The organism is Pedobacter insulae (assembly GCF_900113525.1).
GTDB lineage: Bacteria > Bacteroidota > Bacteroidia > Sphingobacteriales > Sphingobacteriaceae > Pedobacter > Pedobacter insulae.
Genome location: NZ_FOPP01000001.1, coordinates 289,991 through 307,523, shown reverse-complemented (window position 1 = coordinate 307,523; position 17,533 = coordinate 289,991). Strand labels below are relative to the sequence as shown.

At 39.1% G+C, this 17,533-nt stretch carries 18 protein-coding genes; 1 reads left to right on the top strand and 17 read right to left on the bottom strand.

From position 1 onward, the window contains the following. Nucleotides 1–610: 610 nt before the first annotated feature. The 11 genes from gmd to BM207_RS01340 form a co-directional block, all read right to left on the bottom strand. Nucleotides 611–1,747, bottom strand: coding sequence for a GDP-mannose 4,6-dehydratase (gmd, locus tag BM207_RS01390; RefSeq protein ID WP_090991764.1), 1,137 nt, complete (start codon nucleotides 1,745–1,747; stop codon nucleotides 611–613). Nucleotides 1,748–1,785: 38 nt separating this feature from the next. After that, nucleotides 1,786–2,646, bottom strand: a complete 861-nt coding sequence (rfbA, locus tag BM207_RS01385; RefSeq protein ID WP_090991763.1) for a glucose-1-phosphate thymidylyltransferase RfbA — start codon at nucleotides 2,644–2,646, stop codon at nucleotides 1,786–1,788. A gap of 37 nt (nucleotides 2,647–2,683) precedes the next feature. Then, complete coding sequence (locus tag BM207_RS01380) at nucleotides 2,684–3,016, bottom strand: type II toxin-antitoxin system RelE family toxin (RefSeq protein ID WP_090991762.1); 333 nt, start codon at nucleotides 3,014–3,016, stop codon at nucleotides 2,684–2,686. Then, on the bottom strand, nucleotides 3,006–3,230 hold the full coding sequence (locus BM207_RS01375) for a hypothetical protein (protein WP_090991761.1): 225 nt from the start codon (nucleotides 3,228–3,230) through the stop codon (nucleotides 3,006–3,008). The genes BM207_RS01380 and BM207_RS01375 overlap by 11 nt, the downstream gene beginning before the upstream one ends. A gap of 25 nt (nucleotides 3,231–3,255) precedes the next feature. Then, entirely contained in the window at nucleotides 3,256–3,819 is a 564-nt protein-coding gene (locus BM207_RS01370; protein ID WP_090991760.1) for a DUF3109 family protein, read from the bottom strand. A 182-nt stretch (nucleotides 3,820–4,001) separates the two neighbouring features. Continuing rightward, entirely contained in the window at nucleotides 4,002–4,772 is a 771-nt protein-coding gene (locus BM207_RS01365; RefSeq protein WP_090991759.1) for a DUF3108 domain-containing protein, read from the bottom strand. A 232-nt stretch (nucleotides 4,773–5,004) separates the two neighbouring features. Then, nucleotides 5,005–5,517, bottom strand: coding sequence for a DUF2480 family protein (locus BM207_RS01360; RefSeq protein ID WP_090991758.1), 513 nt, complete (start codon nucleotides 5,515–5,517; stop codon nucleotides 5,005–5,007). Between the two features lie 149 nt (nucleotides 5,518–5,666). Beyond that, nucleotides 5,667–7,754 (bottom strand): peptidylprolyl isomerase, encoded by a 2,088-nt coding sequence (locus BM207_RS01355; protein WP_317040263.1) that lies wholly within the window; start codon nucleotides 7,752–7,754, stop codon nucleotides 5,667–5,669. A 93-nt stretch (nucleotides 7,755–7,847) separates the two neighbouring features. Beyond that, on the bottom strand, nucleotides 7,848–8,414 hold the full coding sequence (locus tag BM207_RS01350; protein WP_245768002.1) for an LptA/OstA family protein: 567 nt from the start codon (nucleotides 8,412–8,414) through the stop codon (nucleotides 7,848–7,850). Next, a complete protein-coding gene (locus tag BM207_RS01345; RefSeq protein WP_245768001.1) occupies nucleotides 8,414–9,730 on the bottom strand; it encodes a BamG family beta-barrel-assembly machinery protein in 1,317 nt (438 codons plus the stop codon). The genes BM207_RS01350 and BM207_RS01345 overlap by 1 nt, the downstream gene beginning before the upstream one ends. Continuing rightward, nucleotides 9,711–10,445 carry a type III pantothenate kinase gene (locus BM207_RS01340; protein WP_090991756.1) on the bottom strand — a complete coding sequence of 245 codons (735 nt, stop codon included), beginning with the start codon at nucleotides 10,443–10,445 and terminating at the stop codon, nucleotides 9,711–9,713. The genes BM207_RS01345 and BM207_RS01340 overlap by 20 nt, the downstream gene beginning before the upstream one ends. Before the next feature lie 111 nt (nucleotides 10,446–10,556). On the opposite strand from BM207_RS01340, the gene BM207_RS01335 reads away from it, so the two are divergent. Further along, nucleotides 10,557–11,537, top strand: a complete 981-nt coding sequence (locus BM207_RS01335; protein WP_090991755.1) for a DUF6427 family protein — start codon at nucleotides 10,557–10,559, stop codon at nucleotides 11,535–11,537. A 21-nt stretch (nucleotides 11,538–11,558) separates the two neighbouring features. Here the strand turns inward: BM207_RS01335 and BM207_RS01330 are convergent, their stop codons facing one another. From BM207_RS01330 to BM207_RS01305, 6 genes are all read right to left on the bottom strand, one after another. Beyond that, nucleotides 11,559–12,545 (bottom strand): glycosyltransferase family protein, encoded by a 987-nt coding sequence (locus BM207_RS01330; RefSeq protein WP_090991754.1) that lies wholly within the window; start codon nucleotides 12,543–12,545, stop codon nucleotides 11,559–11,561. Nucleotides 12,546–12,621: 76 nt separating this feature from the next. Beyond that, complete coding sequence (locus tag BM207_RS01325) at nucleotides 12,622–13,473, bottom strand: UDP-2,3-diacylglucosamine diphosphatase (RefSeq protein ID WP_090991753.1); 852 nt, start codon at nucleotides 13,471–13,473, stop codon at nucleotides 12,622–12,624. 196 nt (nucleotides 13,474–13,669) lie between these two features. Then, a complete protein-coding gene (locus tag BM207_RS01320; RefSeq protein ID WP_090991752.1) occupies nucleotides 13,670–16,120 on the bottom strand; it encodes a glycosyltransferase family protein in 2,451 nt (816 codons plus the stop codon). A 74-nt stretch (nucleotides 16,121–16,194) separates the two neighbouring features. Beyond that, the gene (locus BM207_RS01315) at nucleotides 16,195–16,887 is read right to left on the bottom strand and encodes a DUF4397 domain-containing protein (RefSeq protein ID WP_090991751.1); all 693 of its coding nucleotides are present in this window, start codon (nucleotides 16,885–16,887) and stop codon (nucleotides 16,195–16,197) included. A gap of 68 nt (nucleotides 16,888–16,955) precedes the next feature. Next, nucleotides 16,956–17,210 carry a DUF4834 family protein gene (locus tag BM207_RS01310; RefSeq protein ID WP_090991750.1) on the bottom strand — a complete coding sequence of 85 codons (255 nt, stop codon included), beginning with the start codon at nucleotides 17,208–17,210 and terminating at the stop codon, nucleotides 16,956–16,958. Nucleotides 17,211–17,304: 94 nt separating this feature from the next. Then, nucleotides 17,305–17,505: a YwbE family protein gene (locus BM207_RS01305; protein ID WP_090991749.1), complete on the bottom strand. Its 201-nt coding sequence runs from the start codon at nucleotides 17,503–17,505 to the stop codon at nucleotides 17,305–17,307. Nucleotides 17,506–17,533: the final 28 nt, after the last annotated feature.

Here is a 17,533-nt window from a genome sequence, read left to right as displayed (position 1 = left end):
TAAAAGAAAGAAATAAAAGGTAAACCTTATCGGTTGGCGAGCGCACCAACCGATGGATTTCCAGTACTAATACGCCTTGGTAAAATTCCAGGCCCAGAAGTAATTCTTAGAGTCGCATTTATGGCACCAATAAATGTTTAATGCCACAACTTTGAAAACTAAATTAGTTGGCATCTGATAATACAAATTATCGTTGCCACAACGTTTGCAGGTACAAGGTTTGTTGATCATGGTTCATACGGTTTATACATTTAGTGTGCAAACATTAATCCAATAGGAACTGGCCTAATCCCATCCTATTGGATTTGCATTAGAAAATTAGGTAATAAATTATTAAATAGCTAAAAATATAAACTCGAGACCCCGCTTATTTATCCACAATACATATTAACACAGCGTTAAAAAACCGTTAATCCATCGTGCATTCACACATTTTAATGTTGGTTAACTATTAAATAAAGGTTAATAACCATTCGCGTCAGTCAATTATTAATTAATAATTTCCTCTAAAAAACAAATTAAATGTTTTTAAAAGCAATGCAACCCAGCAGGTTCAAGCCATTATGCGGCGGGATTAATTGTGGAGAAATGAGGAAATAAAACTACGACATTATTCAAAATAATTGAGGGTTTGGTAACCGCCATCTTTTAAATACTCGTCTTTCTTCATTAAATTAAGGTCTGATAAGATCATATCTTTCACCAACGCTGGCAAATCATACTTGGGTTCCCAGCCTAATTGGGTTTTAGATTTGGTGGGATCGCCCAATAACAAATCAACCTCTGTTGGTCTGAAATATTTAGGGTCGACCTTTACAACGGTTTGTCCAAGCTTCAAACGCTCGTCATTTAAGCCCAACCGTTTTACGTGCTCGGCATCTACATCAATGATAACGCCTTTTTCATTTTCATCTTTCCCCGAAAACTCAATTTCAATCCCCATTTCGGCGAAAGTCATTTTCACGAAATCGCGAACGGTAGTAGTTACGCCAGTGGCAATGACAAAATCTTCAGCCTTTTCTTGTTGCAAGATTAACCACATAGCTTCGATATAATCTTTTGCATGCCCCCAATCGCGTTGCGCAGAAAGGTTGCCTAGATATAGGCAGTCCTGCAAGCCCAATACAATCTTAGCGGCAGCTCTGGTAATTTTACGGGTTACAAATGTTTCGCCTCTTAGCGGACTTTCGTGATTGAATAAAATGCCATTACAGGCAAACATGCCATAGGCTTCCCGATAGTTTACCGTAATCCAATAGCCATATATTTTGGCTACTGCATAAGGTGATCGTGGATAAAAGGGGGTGGTTTCACTTTGTGGTACAGCCTGCACCAATCCGTATAACTCGGAGGTGGAAGCCTGGTATATTTTTGTCTTTTGGGTTAAGCCTAAAATCCTTACCGCCTCCAATAAACGCAAGGTACCCAAACCATCGGCATTTGCCGTATATTCTGGCATCTCGAAGCTTACCTGCACATGGCTCATCGCCGCCAGATTATAGATTTCATCGGGCTGGGTTTCTTGAATAATCCTAATCAGGTTAGTTGAATCGGTTAAATCGCCATAATGCAATTTGAAGTTTACATTTTGCTCATGCTGATCTTGGTATAAGTGATCGATCCTATCGGTATTGAACAAGGACGAACGACGTTTGATACCGTGGACAAAGTATCCTTTTTTTAATAAAAACTCTGCTAAGTAGGCTCCGTCTTGTCCGGTAACTCCTGTAATTAGGGCAACTTTCATTGAAATCAATTTTGGAAAACAAAGATAAGGAAAATATGCTATTTAATTACCTTCAACAGATACTCACCATAACCGCTTTTAATAAGTGGCGTAGCGATAGCTTTTAACTGCGCAGCATCGATAAAGCCCATGCGGTAGGCAATTTCCTCGATACAGCCAATTTTTAAACCCTGGCGCTCTTCAATGATCTGCACAAACTGTCCCGCCTGCATTAAAGAGGTAAAGGTGCCGGTATCTAACCAGGCTGTTCCCCGACTAAGCACGCCTACCTTTAATTTGCCCTGGGCTAAATAGACTTTATTCACATCAGTGATTTCATATTCGCCACGTGGGGAAGGCTTAATATCCTTGGCAATCTGCACCACAGTATTATCATAAAAATACAAACCAGGTACGGCATAATCTGATTTAGGGTGTTGGGGTTTTTCCTCAATAGAAATGGCCGTTTTATCGGCATCGAACTCCACTACACCATAGCGCTCGGGATCTGAAACCTGGTAAGCAAACACTACGCCACCATCTGGATCTGAGCTTGCCTGCAACAGGCGGGCCATCCCATCGCCATGAAATATGTTATCGCCCAAAACCAGGGCTACTTTATCGTTACCAATAAACTCTTCACCGATTACAAATGCCTGTGCTAAACCATTGGGTTCGTGCTGTACGGCGTAAGAAAACTTACAACCTATCGCAGAACCGTCGCCCAATAACTTTTGGAAATTAGGCAAATCATGCGGAGTAGAAATAATGAGGATTTCTTTAATCCCTGCAAGCATCAAGGTAGAAAGCGGATAATAGATCATCGGCTTATCATAAACCGGCATCATCTGCTTACTGCAAGCTAAGGTTAAGGGGTGTAAACGTGTGCCGCTGCCTCCTGCTAAAATTATTCCTTTCATTTTTTTGGTTAATTGGTTAATTGGTTAACTGGTACTTCTAAATTAACCCTTCATCTGCTAATCGTTCAATAAGTATTTTAATATTCACTGTATCTATCACGCTCTTTAAATAAATTTCGGATAACAATACTGTCTCTTTTTCCAAAATAACATAAGTGATCACTCTTACGCCTCCAGATTTCCCCTTATTGGTTCCAGAAATAGAAAGACGAATCTTATAAAAGTTTTGACCCAAGGGTGTACCTAAGGTGGGATTTGTTTCCAATTCGCTAATAAGCGCACTCAAATCTCTTTTAAAGCCACTATGTTTTTTCGCTATTTTTTTTACCTCCCTAATGAAGTTGGGAAGTACCTTAATTTTATAATTCATTTAATATCTCGCTCGCATCTTTCAAACTAAGCTTTCCTTGCTTGTGGCGCTTAATCTGTTTTGCTGATTCCTTTAGGCGATTATAAATGATCTCTTCGGAAGTAATTACAGAATTATCTCTCTCGATATTGTAAGACAACCCCAAAGCATCTAAAACTGCTTTAATGGCCTTTTCAGATTTTTTATCGTTAATATTTACAACTAGCGTACTCATACTCAAAGGTATTAATTTAATCTCATTATTTTTCAGCAACCGAATTTTCCAATTCCGTGTACCATTCCAAACCGTATTTCCTGATTAAGGGATCTTTTAAAAACTGATAAACGGGTACTTTGAGTTCTCTTCCAAAGGTACAAGCATCACTACAAATATGCCACCTATCGTAATTCAATACATCAAACTCTGGGTATTTGGTAATCCGAATGGGGTACAGATGACAAGAAATAGGTTTTTTCCAATCTACAATCCCTTGCTCATAAGCCTTTTCTATGGCGCACTTCGTTATCCCACCCTCGAAGGTTACATAAGCACACTCTTTATGTCCATCTACACAAGGCGTTGTTAAGTCGCCATCTGCATCAACTACCGATGTACCTTGCTCTTCGATTGCCTTGATACCCTTTTCGGCAAGTAAATGCTTGATCTTAGGATAAATTTCGGCTAATATGGCCGTTTCGGCTACTTCTAATGGCGCACCCGCATCGCCCTCTACACAACAAATGCCTTTACACTTATTTAAATTGCACACAAAACTCTCGCTAATAACGTCTTCGTGCACTAAGGTATTTTGAACTTCAATCACGCCTACAAAATTAAGAGTTTAGAAAGGAATTACCTAATGTTAGTTGAGCTGTGGTATTGTTCGTCATTGCGAGCGCAGCGAAGCAATCTTAAGCCTTCAATTAGATTGCTTCGCTGCGCTCGCAATGACGGGGTAATGCGGGCAATGACGAGGTTGCAATGACGGCAATGACGAATACCTTATTACTTTCCGATCGGGTACCGGAGCCCGGCGGCCGATTGGATTTCCATCGTTACTGAGCCCACCAGGATCTCGACTTCGGCCTTTACAGGCACTCTGTTTCCATCATCGGTAATCCACAGATATAATCGGCTATCCTTCTTAAAGATACGACCAGGCTTAATAGAGGGACTAAACTTGAGGCATCTTATATTTCCGATTTTGCTCTTCACCATTTCCTTTCCCATATATTCGATTTCCAATGCAGAGATCTCATCGCCCAGGAAATAATTAAGCTTAAACTTTTCGCCAATTTTTAAATTGGTCATATCCAAGCTTCGTGCAAAGTAATAAGCAGAAACAAGATCGAAGGTTTGGGTAGTTGGGGTGGCAAACGTGCCCCTATTGGCAACAACCTTTTTACTGTCCTGGTAAAACCTGGCTTTATCATGACGGCGGTAACTCGCTTCGCGGATATTCTCCTGATAGAAGTAAGGTGTTAAGTCTGTTTTGTCGATGTAAGAGTCGTAATGATCTCTGATCTTATAAAAAATATCAAAAGTACCCGACGTTTGGGCATCGACCACCAATCTGTAAGTGGGTTTATTATCGAACTTTAGATCAGATCCTAGCACCTTGATAGTAGCTTCGGCCGCAGTAATAAACCCATATTTTAATTTATACCGCAAAACCTCCCCCTCCATAAAAATAGGATCCTTCTTTAAAGGCAATTCTTGTGCGTAACTAAAGAGGCTAACCAGGCTCAACATTAGTGCAATCATTTGTGGTTTCATGATAAAAGCTATGCAAAAAGTAAACCAATTTTTTTAACGTCATCTGGAGGCTTGCCGTTGTTGCGAGTTTCCTTTGTTACGAGTTTCCCGTCATTGCGAGTTTCCCGTCATTGCGAGCGCAGCGAAGCAATCTCAGGGCTTCAGATTGCTTCGCTGCGCTCGCAATGACGGAATTCTGATCTTCGCCATGACGGCTTAGTAACGCCGTTATTCAAAAGCCGTTATTCAAAACTTATTTTCGCTTATAAATCGGAACCGTTGAGCAAGGCTCTCCGTACATTAAGCTTTTTACTACCGGCGTAAGCATTGCCGTAATCTCTACATAGGCAGAAACGGGAACAGCAATATCTGCGCAGCCTTTGATAACTACCCGTTGATCTGCAAAATCGGTTACGTTGATCTTGGCAAGTGCCTTGGCATACATAACCGCTTCGAGTGTTTCCAGGCTACCGAATACTACTTCGTTAGCATAAGGTCTCATTTTATTAGCCAGCAACATATAGGCCCAGGTGGGCACGATTGCATCGGCACTGCAGGTGATCGCAATATTCTTATCTTGGTATTGTTCCCAATTATGTTCTTTGATGAAAGCCCTGAAGTCTTGCTCCTTTAATATGAGGCCATGAAACAGATTGTCTTTAATATCATACACCAATCGCTCTCCATGGTGAAAATACTCTTCAAGGTTTAAGGTAACCAAGCCGCTATTTGCTACTTTATTGATGATGTTCTCTTGAATATCCATGGTAAATCGAATTAAAGCACAAATTTAAACAATTAATATGAGGATATGATTTGGAATGGTTATAGAAACGTCATATCGTTGGATAGGTGCTAGCCAAAAAAAAGGCAATGAACTTAATCATTGCCTTTTAATATCGCCATCGTTAAATCTTAATAGAACTTCACCCTATTATCTTTAATTTCAGCTTTATCTTGTAATACCTGGAAAGCAGAACCCAATGAACGTTGAGCAATACCCTCGATCATGGTTTGTTTTTGCTTAAATGTATTTGCCAACGGAGCAGGGTTAACCAAAGCATCCACTACAAAAGCATAAACACCTTTTGAACCTTCAATCGCTTTAGATAATTTACCTACTTGTGAACCAAATACAGCACCTACTACTTTATTCTCTTGTGCTACGCCAGGAATTACTGGGTTTGAAAACACAATGTTTTGAAGCGGGGTAACAGTTACGCCTAATTTTTGCGCTACCTGATCTAAGCTAGTAGCACCTGCTAATGCTTTGTTAAGTTTCTCTGTTAAAACTTTACCTTTCTTAGCTGTTAATACTGCTGGTTCAATTTGTTTTTTAACATCTTCTAAAGAAAGTTGGCCTTTAGGCTGAACGCTTGTTACGCGGGCTACTACATAACCATTATCCATTTTATATACTTCAGGAAGGATCTCACCTTTATCAGCATTCCATGCAGCTCTGATTAGCTCGCGTGGGTTCTCTAAACCTGGTGCATATCCTTGAGAAGCAGTTACTCTATCAGCAACACCCACTACATATCCTTGCTTCTTAGCTAAGGCACTAAAGTTATCAGCTTTTGCTTCATTGAAGAATGCTGTAGCTTTTTTATAGGCGATATCTCTGGTTTTTGAGCTTGGAACTAATGTTTTCTCAATATAGGCTAGTTTAGCAACTTTAGATGAGCCTATTTGTTTTTGGATATTAAGCAAGTGGATACCGAATTGAGATTTAACCACTGTATAATCTCCAGGTTTGCCATTAAACGAAGCATTCTCAAATTCTGGAACCATAGCGCCACGGGCAAAAGTACCCAAATCACCACCAGTGTCTTTAGAACCATCAACACTGTATAATTTAGCTAAGGCAGCAAAATCTCCGCCATTTGCAATCATTGTTTTCAATGAATCGGCTAATTTAAGTGCATTTGCTTCGCCACCAACTTTTGTTGGGTCAATTAAAATATGTCTTGCTTTTACCGAATCAGGTGAGAAACGGGTATCGATAACCTTGATTAGTTTATAAGAATTACCAGAGAATGCTGGTCCATAATAACTTCCAGCCGGATAGTTAAAGATTACTGAATCAACAGCCGGATCTAACCTGCCTTTAGCCATATAGGTGAATGGAACTTTAACATCTGAGTTAGTTGCAGCAAATAACGAATCGTTTGGCGTCAATCTAAAATCAGCCGCCAATTTCTCCATTTGAACTTTGATTGCAGCGCTATCTGCTGCAGTTGGTTGAACACTGAAGTTAACAAACTCTAATCCGCGTGTTTCAACCGGGTTTTTGAAGGTTGATTGATGCTCATCATAATAAGCTTTATAATCTTCATCTGTTAACTTAACAGTTGCATCTAAAATAGAACTGTAATCTAAGTTTACATATCTGAAGCTAGCTAATTTATTACGGTTGTTGTGTTCGTCTATTGCCTCAAGTGAGCTTACATAAACCGAGTTACGAACTAAATTCGCATATTTTTGTTGTAAAGCTTGTTTTTCAATTTCAGCTTGCAGTAAATCCCATTGCTCTTTTAACCTAGGGTCTTTATCTTGTGCTTTTAAAGAGCTGATAACTGCTGTACGGTCTACCTCACCAGTTTGTGGGTTACCGAAATATTGCATGATGAGTGGACTTGGGTTTTTTCCCTGTAGCAAGTCAAAAAGCTCATCGCTAGAAATAGTTAAACCTAAACGCGCATATTCTTTGCTCAAAAGAACGTTAGCAACTTCTGCCTGCCAAGCATTGTCCACAGCCATAGCTTGCATTTGTGGATTCACTGTACCACCATATTGTTGTTTAAATTGCGCAACACTCTGATCCACTTTCGGACCAAATTGTTCGATGCTTACATCTTCGCCGTCAATAGATCCAACTACCCTTTGTGAAGCTTCCCAAAAAGGCTTACCTGTACCAATTAAATCACCAACTATAAATGCAATAATTGCAAAAGCAATCGCACCAACTAATACATAGCCTGCTCGGTTGCGCAAAAATGTCATTAATCCCATGTTATTTATACTTTATTATTTTTTTTAAGAGGGCGCAAGATACAAATTTGCAGGTAAATAGAAAATATTTTAAAAAATTGTGTATTAAGGTTGGATATCTCCTTTAAAAAAGCCTTCTCCGGAGGCCTTACTAATTGTATAAGTGCTAAAATCTTGTGGTGCAGAAAAGCTCATACCCGTTAACACATCACCGGTTTTAGTTACAGCAGTGCCATAGGGCGAGGTGTACATCTTTGTATTTTCATCCCAGGTTAATTCCTCAGTGGTAAAAGTTAATTTATCATTTACCACAACCACGTTCTTCCTAAATATGGTAACCCGCTTTGTTTCGTCGTTGATGGCGTAGTTGGACGTGATGGTTCCGGTTACCTGCAAATAAGGGTCGTAAAATTCTATTTTTACACCTTTAGGCATTTCGTTATACATGTTTCCTTGAGAAGGGGTAACCTTATCATAAATAGGTGCATATCCTTTTGCCTTCAATACAGCAGAATCACTATAAGTTACTTCCATCCCATAAGTACGATCTTTGGTTAAAGTTACTTTTTTGGAAGAAATGGGAGCAGCATTCTTAAGATCGTCCTCTGTACAAGAAGAAATCCATAAAACAGCTATGGCCAGGAAACATATTTTGAGACTGCTTTTAAGCATTAATCAAACTTAAATCTGCGGAACCATGAACTATCATTTAAGGTAAATCCTAAATGGAAAGTAACATACCGCTCTTGCAATAAACCATTGGCAAGGGATCCGCGTTTACCAAATTCTGCTGCAAGATTAGCTTTGTATACAGCGCCCCTCGCGTAAGAGCTTAAAGGCAGGCCTAAGCCCATGGTAACAGCTATTTGTTTGACGTCCTGATTGTTCATCTGGATATACGTTTTATCATAGCTGAAGCCTAAACGATATTCCACTCTTTTAAAATAGTTATTGATAGAACTAAAATCGGGCGTGATTTGACCGCCTACAGAAAAACCATAAGTATCTTGCAGGTTTTGATTTACATTATCGATGGATAAATTAGACCAGTTACCCATCCTATAATCTGCACCGATTAACCAATTATCAGCTTTTTGAAGCGTAACTCCAAAGTTATGTACCAAAGGAAGCTTTAAATTTGTTTTACCATTTTCGGTTACAAACAAGGTATCAGCAGCCGGATTTGGATCTCCGTTTGCATCTAATGTATATTGGGTAACATATTTACTCTTTGTACTACCGATTTTTGACGCCGCTGAACCTGAATAACCTATGACAAAGGAAGTTTTGTTATCGATCCGGATATCATATTGTGCTCCGTAAGAATAATTTACACCGCCAACGCTATTTCTATCCTGAATACTGGAATTTATAGCACCAGGATCAGTGGAATATTGCGTAGATCTGTTTTCGGAAAGATTACCAAAAAGATACTCCAAGTTTGCACCGATTTTTAAGTGATCTCCCAAGCCAAAGCCATAGCCTAAATAAGCTTTTGTTAAACCCCCTTCACCAGTATAAAGAAAATCTACATCCTTATCGCCCACCTTGGTTGTGTTTTTAAAGTTATAACCCAGCTCCGAGTAAGGTAAAATACCAAAGCTTAAGCCGGATTTTCTGCCAAGATTGAAACCAAATGCTGCATGACTTAAGGTTGCATTAAAGCTATTTTCTGTGATGGTACTATTTCTTAGCTCATTATAAGTCCCATTCATCCCAATATCTAAAGTTACCGCATTGATACCCGCATAAGATGCCGGGTTCTGCATATTGATATTATTGAAGAAGGAGTTTTTCGAAACTGCTGTTGAAATGCCACCCATTGCCCTGAACTGTGGAAGCAAGGATCCTTTGACATTTCCTACCCCGAATTTAGAATAAGGAGACTGAACGGTAATTTGTGCATTTACCGCAACGCTAATCGTTAATAAGCATGCAGCAAGTGTGTATTTTAATTTTTGGTACATATTATAATGTAATAACTTCATTTAATCCTTTTAAAACCAAATACGGGTCGACTGTAATTTGGCTTGCAAAGATGCTATTTTTTAATTGCTCCATCAAAAAATCAGCATCACCTCCGGTTAATAGTACCAAAAGGTTGTTGTTTTTATTATTTTCGGCAGCTATAAAACCTGCTATTTCGTTTACTATTCCTTGTAAAACGCCGTTTTTAATGGCATTTTCTGTATTTGTTCCTGCGGGAATATTTATTGCCCCATCCCACTTAATTAAAGGCAATTTACCGGTATAATGGTGCACTGCCGCAAAACGCATCCCAATTCCCGGACTGATACTCCCTCCAAAATACTCACTTTTCGCCGTCAGCACATCGTAGGTAATACAAGTACCTGCATCGATCATTAAACAATTACGTTCGGCATATATTTTATGCGCAGCAATTATTTTGGCCCATCTATCTAACCCTAACGTATCAAGTGTTTGATAATTATTGATGACCCCCGCATTTATCTTTGTCGAAAAAGGAAAATAGTTTAGTTTATCTTTTAAATAATCAACCAGACCATCGACCCCAGTACGCACACTCGAGATTGTAAAGTTTTGCACTGGGTAGGCATCCAGGATTTCTTTCAAATCATTTAAACCTATTTCCCCAACACGTTGATAATGCACCAAATCTCTGGCATTAAAAACAGCTAGCTTGCTATTGGTATTCCCGATATCTATGACAAGATTATGCATTAACCATATACATGCCACAAAGCTATTAATCTTTAGCTAGTTTTAAGTGGTGAAATTGTTAAAAAAGGTTAAAGCCCAGATAATTTTCTTTACTTTGTTGGAACATAACGTATGATTAATCAGTTTCGAACACTAAGCCTAGTTAACCTTTTACTACTCGTAGCATTTGCGTTTTTTATGCGGATTGCTATATTTATTAACTTACCGGAAAAATTTGATTTCGAGTTTCTGGAGCCTTACACGAAGTTGCTTGTCCAGATTCCCTCGGCAAGTGCATTGGCGCCAATTGTGAATGTGACTATTGCGGTTATGCTGGTGATTATTCAGGCAGTTTTATTTAACACCATAGTTAATAGGCATAACCTTTTAGGCAAACCAACTTATTTACCAGCCCTGCTTTATGTAACTACCTCTGGTTTGTTTTTGCAGTTCTTAATTATCAGTCCGCCGCTAATCTGTAATTTTATTTTGATCTGGATAATGGATAAGCTCCTAAAACTTGGTAAGTCGGGAAACGGCATGATGATGATGTTCGATATCGGGATGTTAATTGCCCTTGGGACTTTAATTTATTTTCCGTTTATAGTGCTGTTAGTTATGCTTTGGTTAAGCTTATTGCTTTATCGTTCCTTTAATTGGCGGGAGTGGGTGTCAGGCTTAATTGGTTTCTTAACGATTTTCTTTTTTCTGGCGGTTTTCTATTACTGGAACGATAACATTGGCCAGTTCTTTCAAATCTGGAAACCCTTGGTTAACAAATTTCCATCATCCCTTCAAATAAATTATAACGATTACGTGGTATTATTGCCTTTGGCATTGATAATGGTTTTGGCAGCTTTACAACTATGGGAGAATTTCTTTAGAAGCTTTATCAGTACCAGAAAGGCATTTCAGATGTTGTTCTTCATGTTTATCGTTTCCCTCATTAGTTTCTACACTAAACCCGATTTTAGGGTATATCACTTTTTGCTATGTGTTCCCCCAGGGGCAGTCCTTTTAGCCTATTATTTTAGCAACGCCAAAAAGAGATGGTTTTATGAGTCGCTATTTGCGATATTAGCGATTAGTATTCAGTACTTTTTGTTTGTGTAAGGAAGAAGCGCTGCCTGAGGTTTACTTTGCAAAATCCCTCACAACCTTTGCCACAATATTTGCAGTCTCATCTGGAAAATCAAATTTAAAAGACTGAGGAGTATCGACAAACTGTTTTAAAATTGGGAACCAATCTTTGTTACTGGCCCAGATTACCGGAATACCTAATTGTTTTAAAGCATAGGCATTGCATTGCTGCTCGTACTGGAACTTCATGGGTGCTACCAATAACTTTTTTCCTAAAAACAATGCCTCGGCAGGCCCTTCAAAACCTCCACCGGTAAATAACCCTTCGCAGCTGGCTAAACTCTTGTTGAAGTTCTCGTTATGCACAGGCTGTACCACGATGTTACCCACCTGATACCCCTGCTGTGTATGCTTAGAAAAAATCTCCCATTTTACAGCTGGTAGCTTTTGGAGGAGCTTAACCAAATAGAGATCGGATAAAGCGGGCAGATAAACCGTATAATGACCCAAATTAGTAGGTGTTAAAGCTCTGATTTCCCCTCTAATTACCGGGGTATAAATATAATCGTCGTACCGCTCAAAATGAAAACCGACGTGATGTGTGGTAGGCGCATAATGGCTTAGAATTAGCTTGCCCCAATCTATCGTTTTAGGACGAGGAACTTTCTTTGATTTAAAAGCCGCTTGGTGACTTAATGAAACACTTGCTAGTTTCTGAGTTTTGCATGCCCAGGCGGTAACCGGTTCAAAATCGTTAATAATGAGATTGTATTCATTTAAAGGAATTTTGCCCATGTCATTTTTGAACCTCAGTAAGTTCATGTTTTGCCAGGTTTTAAAGTGGTCTACGCCGCCTCGTTTTCCAAAGACAAAACTAAAGCCATGCAATTGATACTTTATTTCCTGGGCTAATTTCACATCAGCCTGCGTGCCAGATATTAAGATATCAAGATCTCCATGTGTTTGCAACAGGGGAACAATTTCTCTTGCCCTACTTATATGCCCATTCCCTGTACCCTGTATTGCATATAGAATCTTCATGCGCCTAATATCTGTATTTTAAATTAAAATTCCGACTTCGTAAGTCGGGCCTTGAAGGCCCGACTTACGAAGTCGGTTAACTGCTTGTTAGTTTGATTTTCTCCAATAACACATTGATATCTAATTTGTGTTTCAAATTTTCTCCATCTGAAAGTACGCCTTCTTCAATTAGGTCTTCTTCAAAATGTTTAGCTTCGTACTGGAAGATTTTCCATTGTTGGTCAACATATTCTAAAGCCGTTAAACTCTCCACCCAATCTCCGCTATTTAAATAAAGTACTGAACCCTTTTCGGTTAAAATTCTCCGATTTTCGGCATGATGAATATGTCCGCAAACAACATAATCGTAACCTTTTTCTACAGCAAGTTCGGCAGCGGTTTCTTCAAAACTATTAATAAATTTAACAGCGTCTTTAAATTTTGCTTTAATCTTTCGGGAAAAGCTCATTTTCTCCTTACCTACCTTGGTTAAAATCCAATTAACACAACTGTTAAGTAAAATTAAGCTATCATAACCTATGGCGCCTAGTTTAGCAAGCCATTTAGAGTGCTGCATGGTGACATCGAATACATCCCCATGAAAAAACCAGGCCTTTTTGCCATCAAACTCCAAAACCAATTTATCCTGAAGATGAAAAGATGCAAAATGCATATCAGAAAACTTCCGCAGCAGCTCATCATGGTTGCCCGTTAAATAGTGCACTGTTACACCTTCGACCATAAATTTCATGAGCTTACGGAGGATTTTCATGTGGGTTTCTGGCCAGTAATTCTTACTAAACTGCCAAATATCGATGATATCGCCATTGAGAATGATTACCTTAGGGTTAATACTTTTAAGATATTTAAGCAATTCTTTGGCGTGGCAACCATAAGTTCCCAGATGAACATCAGAAATAACCACTATATCCAACGATCTTTTTGCCATTAGTCGTCCTCACCATCAAGCATACGAAGCTCGTAAGGGCTAAAGAAAAACGCGATTATTGCAACCAAACAGGCTATAAAAAGAAATTCAGGCATATCCTTACATTTTATGAGTGTAAAAATATTGCCCGAATATTAGTGGTATGTTAAGGGAAAGTTAAACTTCCGACTTCGTAAGTCGGCCTAAATAGGCCGACTTACGAAGTCCTCTTTCTATCGGTATAAAAGCCTAGTCCTAAAAATGCGATTAACAATACCGAACCTGCAAGCGAAATTTTCTCGCCCATATAATAAGATTTAGGTTCGAACTTAAATTCCAGCTTGTGGTTACCGGCGGTTAATTGTGCTGCTCTAAGTACATAATCCGCTCTGAAATAAGGCTTTTGTTCGCCATCGATGTACATATTCCATCCTTTGTCGTAATAAATCTCCGAAAAAACAGCGATTACATCTCTTGGCGCACTGTATGAATATACCAGATGATCGGGATGGTAGCTCTCCATTTTAATGAAGGCACTTGGATCTGCGCCCAAACGGGTAGTATCTAACAGATCTTTATATTGTATGTCGACAATAGCTTCCAATTTAGGGTCAAAACTACTGATAGCCTTCATTTCTTCATCAGAATCCTTCACGAACTGCACACCTTTTACCAACCATGCGTTTCCTAAAGCAGTAGCATTTCTAGACATTTTATAAGAGCCATTCTGCGGGTCTTGCGTAATAAAGTATTTAGCATTCAACATATCAAGCACATCTTGATTAACGCTGGTTGAAAGTTGTTTGCTGATGAGCTCATCATAACGCTTTAACTTGGCTGCATGGTAACCGCCAATGGTTTTATGGAATGCGGTTGTACTCGCATCGTTAAAGGTTGAAACGGACTGGTCATATACCCTAAAGTTAGGATCTTTATCTGCCAAGATAAAATTATCTACGTCGCGTGGGGTAAAGTTGTTGGTAAGCTCTGCTTTGGTTCTAAAGTTATCTTTATTCAAATAGCGTTTATCTACTTGCCACATATCGATTAAAATAGCCAAGCCTAACAAGCCATAAGCAACTTCCATTTTAATTTTCTTGGTGATAAAGGCCCAAACAATTCCGAAAGCAATGGCAATGAATAAGAAAGAACGGAAGGCATCAGCACGGGCTATAGCTTCACGATCTAACACTAAAGCATTGGCAATTCTTTGGCCTAATTCGTTGCTTTGAAGCGACTGACCTAATTGTTGTACAAACTCTGCATGGGTAGAGGTTTTAAAGCTAAAGAAGAGTGTAGGCAAAATGGCAACCAATAAAGAGAATCCTCCTGTGATGGCGGCCGACCACATTAATTTCTTCACAATAACTTTCTCGTCATGTTTACCTTCCTGCACTTCTTTCATGGCTAAGAAAGCTAGAATCGGCACCATTAAGCCTACTACGGCAAGAATGGATTCTACTGCTCTAAATTTATTATAAAGCGGGAAGTAATCGAAGAACAAATCGGACACCAAAGGGAAGTGTTTACCGAATGACAATAGGATAAATAAGACGGTAACGGATAAAACCCACCATTTTAACGGGCTTCTAACGATAAACAATCCAAAAACAAACAAGAAACAAACTATTGCTCCGAAATAATATCCACCAGAGGTATATGATTTCTCGCCCCAGTAAATCGGCATCTGTTTAGTGAAACCTATTGCCTGCTCTGGAGAAGCGCCGATGCTTTGGACAGCCTTAAATACTTCAGATTTTTCATCTAGTCTACGATCGTGACTTGCGCCATATAAATCTGAGATGAGGAAGGTAAAACTTTCGCCTACTCCCTGGCTCCAGGCATAGGCATATTCTTTAGACATGCTTTCGGTTTGACCGGCGGTATTGGTTAAATTAGATTTGCCTCTGTTGGTTTCCTTTGCATACTCTGAGGTAGTCCACAATAAACTGGCATTTACCATTACGCTTAATAAGACAGCGATGGCCAGAAAGCCAACCGCTTTACCTAAAGCCGGCAAAGTTTTGTTTTTGTAAGCCTGATAAAGCTCGATACCCATGAAAATTAGTATAGCCAAAAACAAGTAATAGGTCATTTGAATATGGTTCGACCTGATCTCTAGCGCGAGAAACAAAGCGGTTAAACTTGCTCCAAGCCAATATTTGCCCCGTAAGGTTAAGAGAATTCCTGCTATGATTGGCGCAAAAAAGCCAATTGCCAAAGCCTTATTGCTATGCCCTGTGGCAATGAGCACAAAGTTGTAGGTAGTGAATGAAAAGGCAATGGCACCTGCCGCAGCGAGCCATGGGTTGATTTTTAAAACGATAAATAGAAAATAACTGCCTAATAACAACAATAACACAGTGCCAATGGGTGTCGGGAATGTTTTAGTCACTACAGCGATACCATAGGTTGCTGCATTATAGGCGTAGGGTACCCAAATTTGATAGGCCGGCATACCACCGAACATTTGATTGGTCCAGAGAGGTGCTTTACCATCCTTTTCCTTATACTCCATAATTTCCTTTTGCATGCCCTTGGCCTGTAACACATCACTTTGTGCAGGTCTTTTGCCTTGGAGAACAGGACTAAAATATGCGAAACATATTACAACGAAGAAAGCAATAATGGCTAAATGAGTGCCATTTTGTTTAAACCAATTATTCATTTAAGTCAGTTAAAATAAAACGTAACTCCAAAAATAGAAAATTGAATGAGATTATAAAGGAAATAAAATTTAACCTACTGATTTATGATGCTCTGCGCACCAAACCCCTGATCATTGGGGCCAGGATTGATCATTCCGCGGGCAATAATGGTATAATAGCGACCTGCCGCCAATGTCAACTCGGGCAAACTGGCTTTTAAGGTGCCGCTACCTGAATCCATGATTTCAAAGGTATATGCTTTTGCATCAACCTCTACAAATTCGGTTCCGGTTTTATAAGTCTTATTGGTGAAAAGACTAGCTCCTTGCGCAATATCTAACCCAAGTGCAGGTGCATCCGGACTTAAGTTAATGAATTTCACAAATGCTTTGGTAGTGGAGGTTGCAGAAGCATCGTCGGTTACGAGTAAAGCGTCTAATTTATCGTCTTTATCTACGAGATATAAAGAATATATCTTTTTTGAAGCCAGCGATATTTGCTTGGTTAAAATTGACTCAGGGTTTGTTGCGGTGGTATATTTAACTGAATAACTACCAGCAACATAAGGTTTATAAGATACGGTACCCCCAAAAGGGACGGCCATTGTGTTTACAATTTTATCATCGAAATAAATGTTATACGTACCTAACGTTGGTGAAGTATTGATAAACCTGATGTAGGCACCATCTGCATTAGGCGGATTGTCAGCTTTTTTACAGGCGTTAAACGCAACAAAGCTAAATAACACAAAGAAAGAAAATAAACGGGTGGGTATACGATAAGCCATATTTATATTTTTATTAATGAAACGATAACTGGAGCTATTTCGTGACAAGAAATACTAGCGATCTCGACTTATTTAACTTCTTCGTAATCTACGAAATCGCCCAATTTGTCTGCGTTGCCCTTTTTCTCCTTTTTAGGCATATAATCGATCGAGATAGATCCCTCAGGTTTAGGCGGACGCTGTTGTTGATTGGCATTTGCGGCTTGTTGCTGCACATTACCAAACATATTTTTAAGCATTACAGGAAATATTAATCGGATTAACAAACGGATAACCCAAAGAATAATAATGGTAATGAAGATAAATTTTATTAGATAACCCATGCTTTATTATTTATTAGTAAACGCAAATATAGACGTGCCGTTCAAAATATTGTTACTTTTTACGCAGATAATTGCAATTACATTACAATCTTCGTTACAGTTCAGGTTCACATTCAACTACCCGACCAACTTGTCCATCTTCCAGACGCACCTTAATTCCTCTGGAATGAAAAGCAGAAGAAGTTAATAAATCTTTAACCACCCCATAGGTGATGTTACCACTTCTCTGATCCTTTTTTAAGATAATACCCACTGCTAAACCTGGATAGATGTCTTTTCTGTTTTGTCCGTTCATATTGTTAGTTGTTATTCGTTGCGAGGCA

Bases quoted from the DNA above. Each gene is read 5' to 3' on its own strand.
- BM207_RS01325 (WP_090991753.1), bottom strand. From the start codon at position 13,473: ATGGCAAAAAGATCGTTGGATATAGTGGTTATTTCTGATGTTCATCTG.
- BM207_RS01345 (WP_245768001.1), bottom strand. From the start codon at position 9,730: ATGAAGTTATTACATTATAATATGTACCAAAAATTAAAATACACACTT.
- rfbA (WP_090991763.1), bottom strand. From the start codon at position 2,646: ATGAAAGGAATAATTTTAGCAGGAGGCAGCGGCACACGTTTACACCCC.
- BM207_RS01350 (WP_245768002.1), bottom strand. From the start codon at position 8,414: ATGCTTAAAAGCAGTCTCAAAATATGTTTCCTGGCCATAGCTGTTTTA.
- BM207_RS01340 (WP_090991756.1), bottom strand. From the start codon at position 10,445: ATGCATAATCTTGTCATAGATATCGGGAATACCAATAGCAAGCTAGCT.
- BM207_RS01305 (WP_090991749.1), bottom strand. From the start codon at position 17,505: ATGAACGGACAAAACAGAAAAGACATCTATCCAGGTTTAGCAGTGGGT.
- BM207_RS01355 (WP_317040263.1), bottom strand. From the start codon at position 7,754: ATGACATTTTTGCGCAACCGAGCAGGCTATGTATTAGTTGGTGCGATT.
- BM207_RS01320 (WP_090991752.1), bottom strand. From the start codon at position 16,120: ATGAATAATTGGTTTAAACAAAATGGCACTCATTTAGCCATTATTGCT.
- BM207_RS01330 (WP_090991754.1), bottom strand. From the start codon at position 12,545: ATGAAGATTCTATATGCAATACAGGGTACAGGGAATGGGCATATAAGT.
- BM207_RS01380 (WP_090991762.1), bottom strand. From the start codon at position 3,016: ATGAATTATAAAATTAAGGTACTTCCCAACTTCATTAGGGAGGTAAAA.
- BM207_RS01335 (WP_090991755.1), top strand. From the start codon at position 10,557: ATGATTAATCAGTTTCGAACACTAAGCCTAGTTAACCTTTTACTACTC.
- BM207_RS01315 (WP_090991751.1), bottom strand. From the start codon at position 16,887: ATGGCTTATCGTATACCCACCCGTTTATTTTCTTTCTTTGTGTTATTT.
- gmd (WP_090991764.1), bottom strand. From the start codon at position 1,747: ATGAAAGTTGCCCTAATTACAGGAGTTACCGGACAAGACGGAGCCTAC.
- BM207_RS01375 (WP_090991761.1), bottom strand. From the start codon at position 3,230: ATGAGTACGCTAGTTGTAAATATTAACGATAAAAAATCTGAAAAGGCC.
- BM207_RS01310 (WP_090991750.1), bottom strand. From the start codon at position 17,210: ATGGGTTATCTAATAAAATTTATCTTCATTACCATTATTATTCTTTGG.
- BM207_RS01360 (WP_090991758.1), bottom strand. From the start codon at position 5,517: ATGGATATTCAAGAGAACATCATCAATAAAGTAGCAAATAGCGGCTTG.
- BM207_RS01365 (WP_090991759.1), bottom strand. From the start codon at position 4,772: ATGAAACCACAAATGATTGCACTAATGTTGAGCCTGGTTAGCCTCTTT.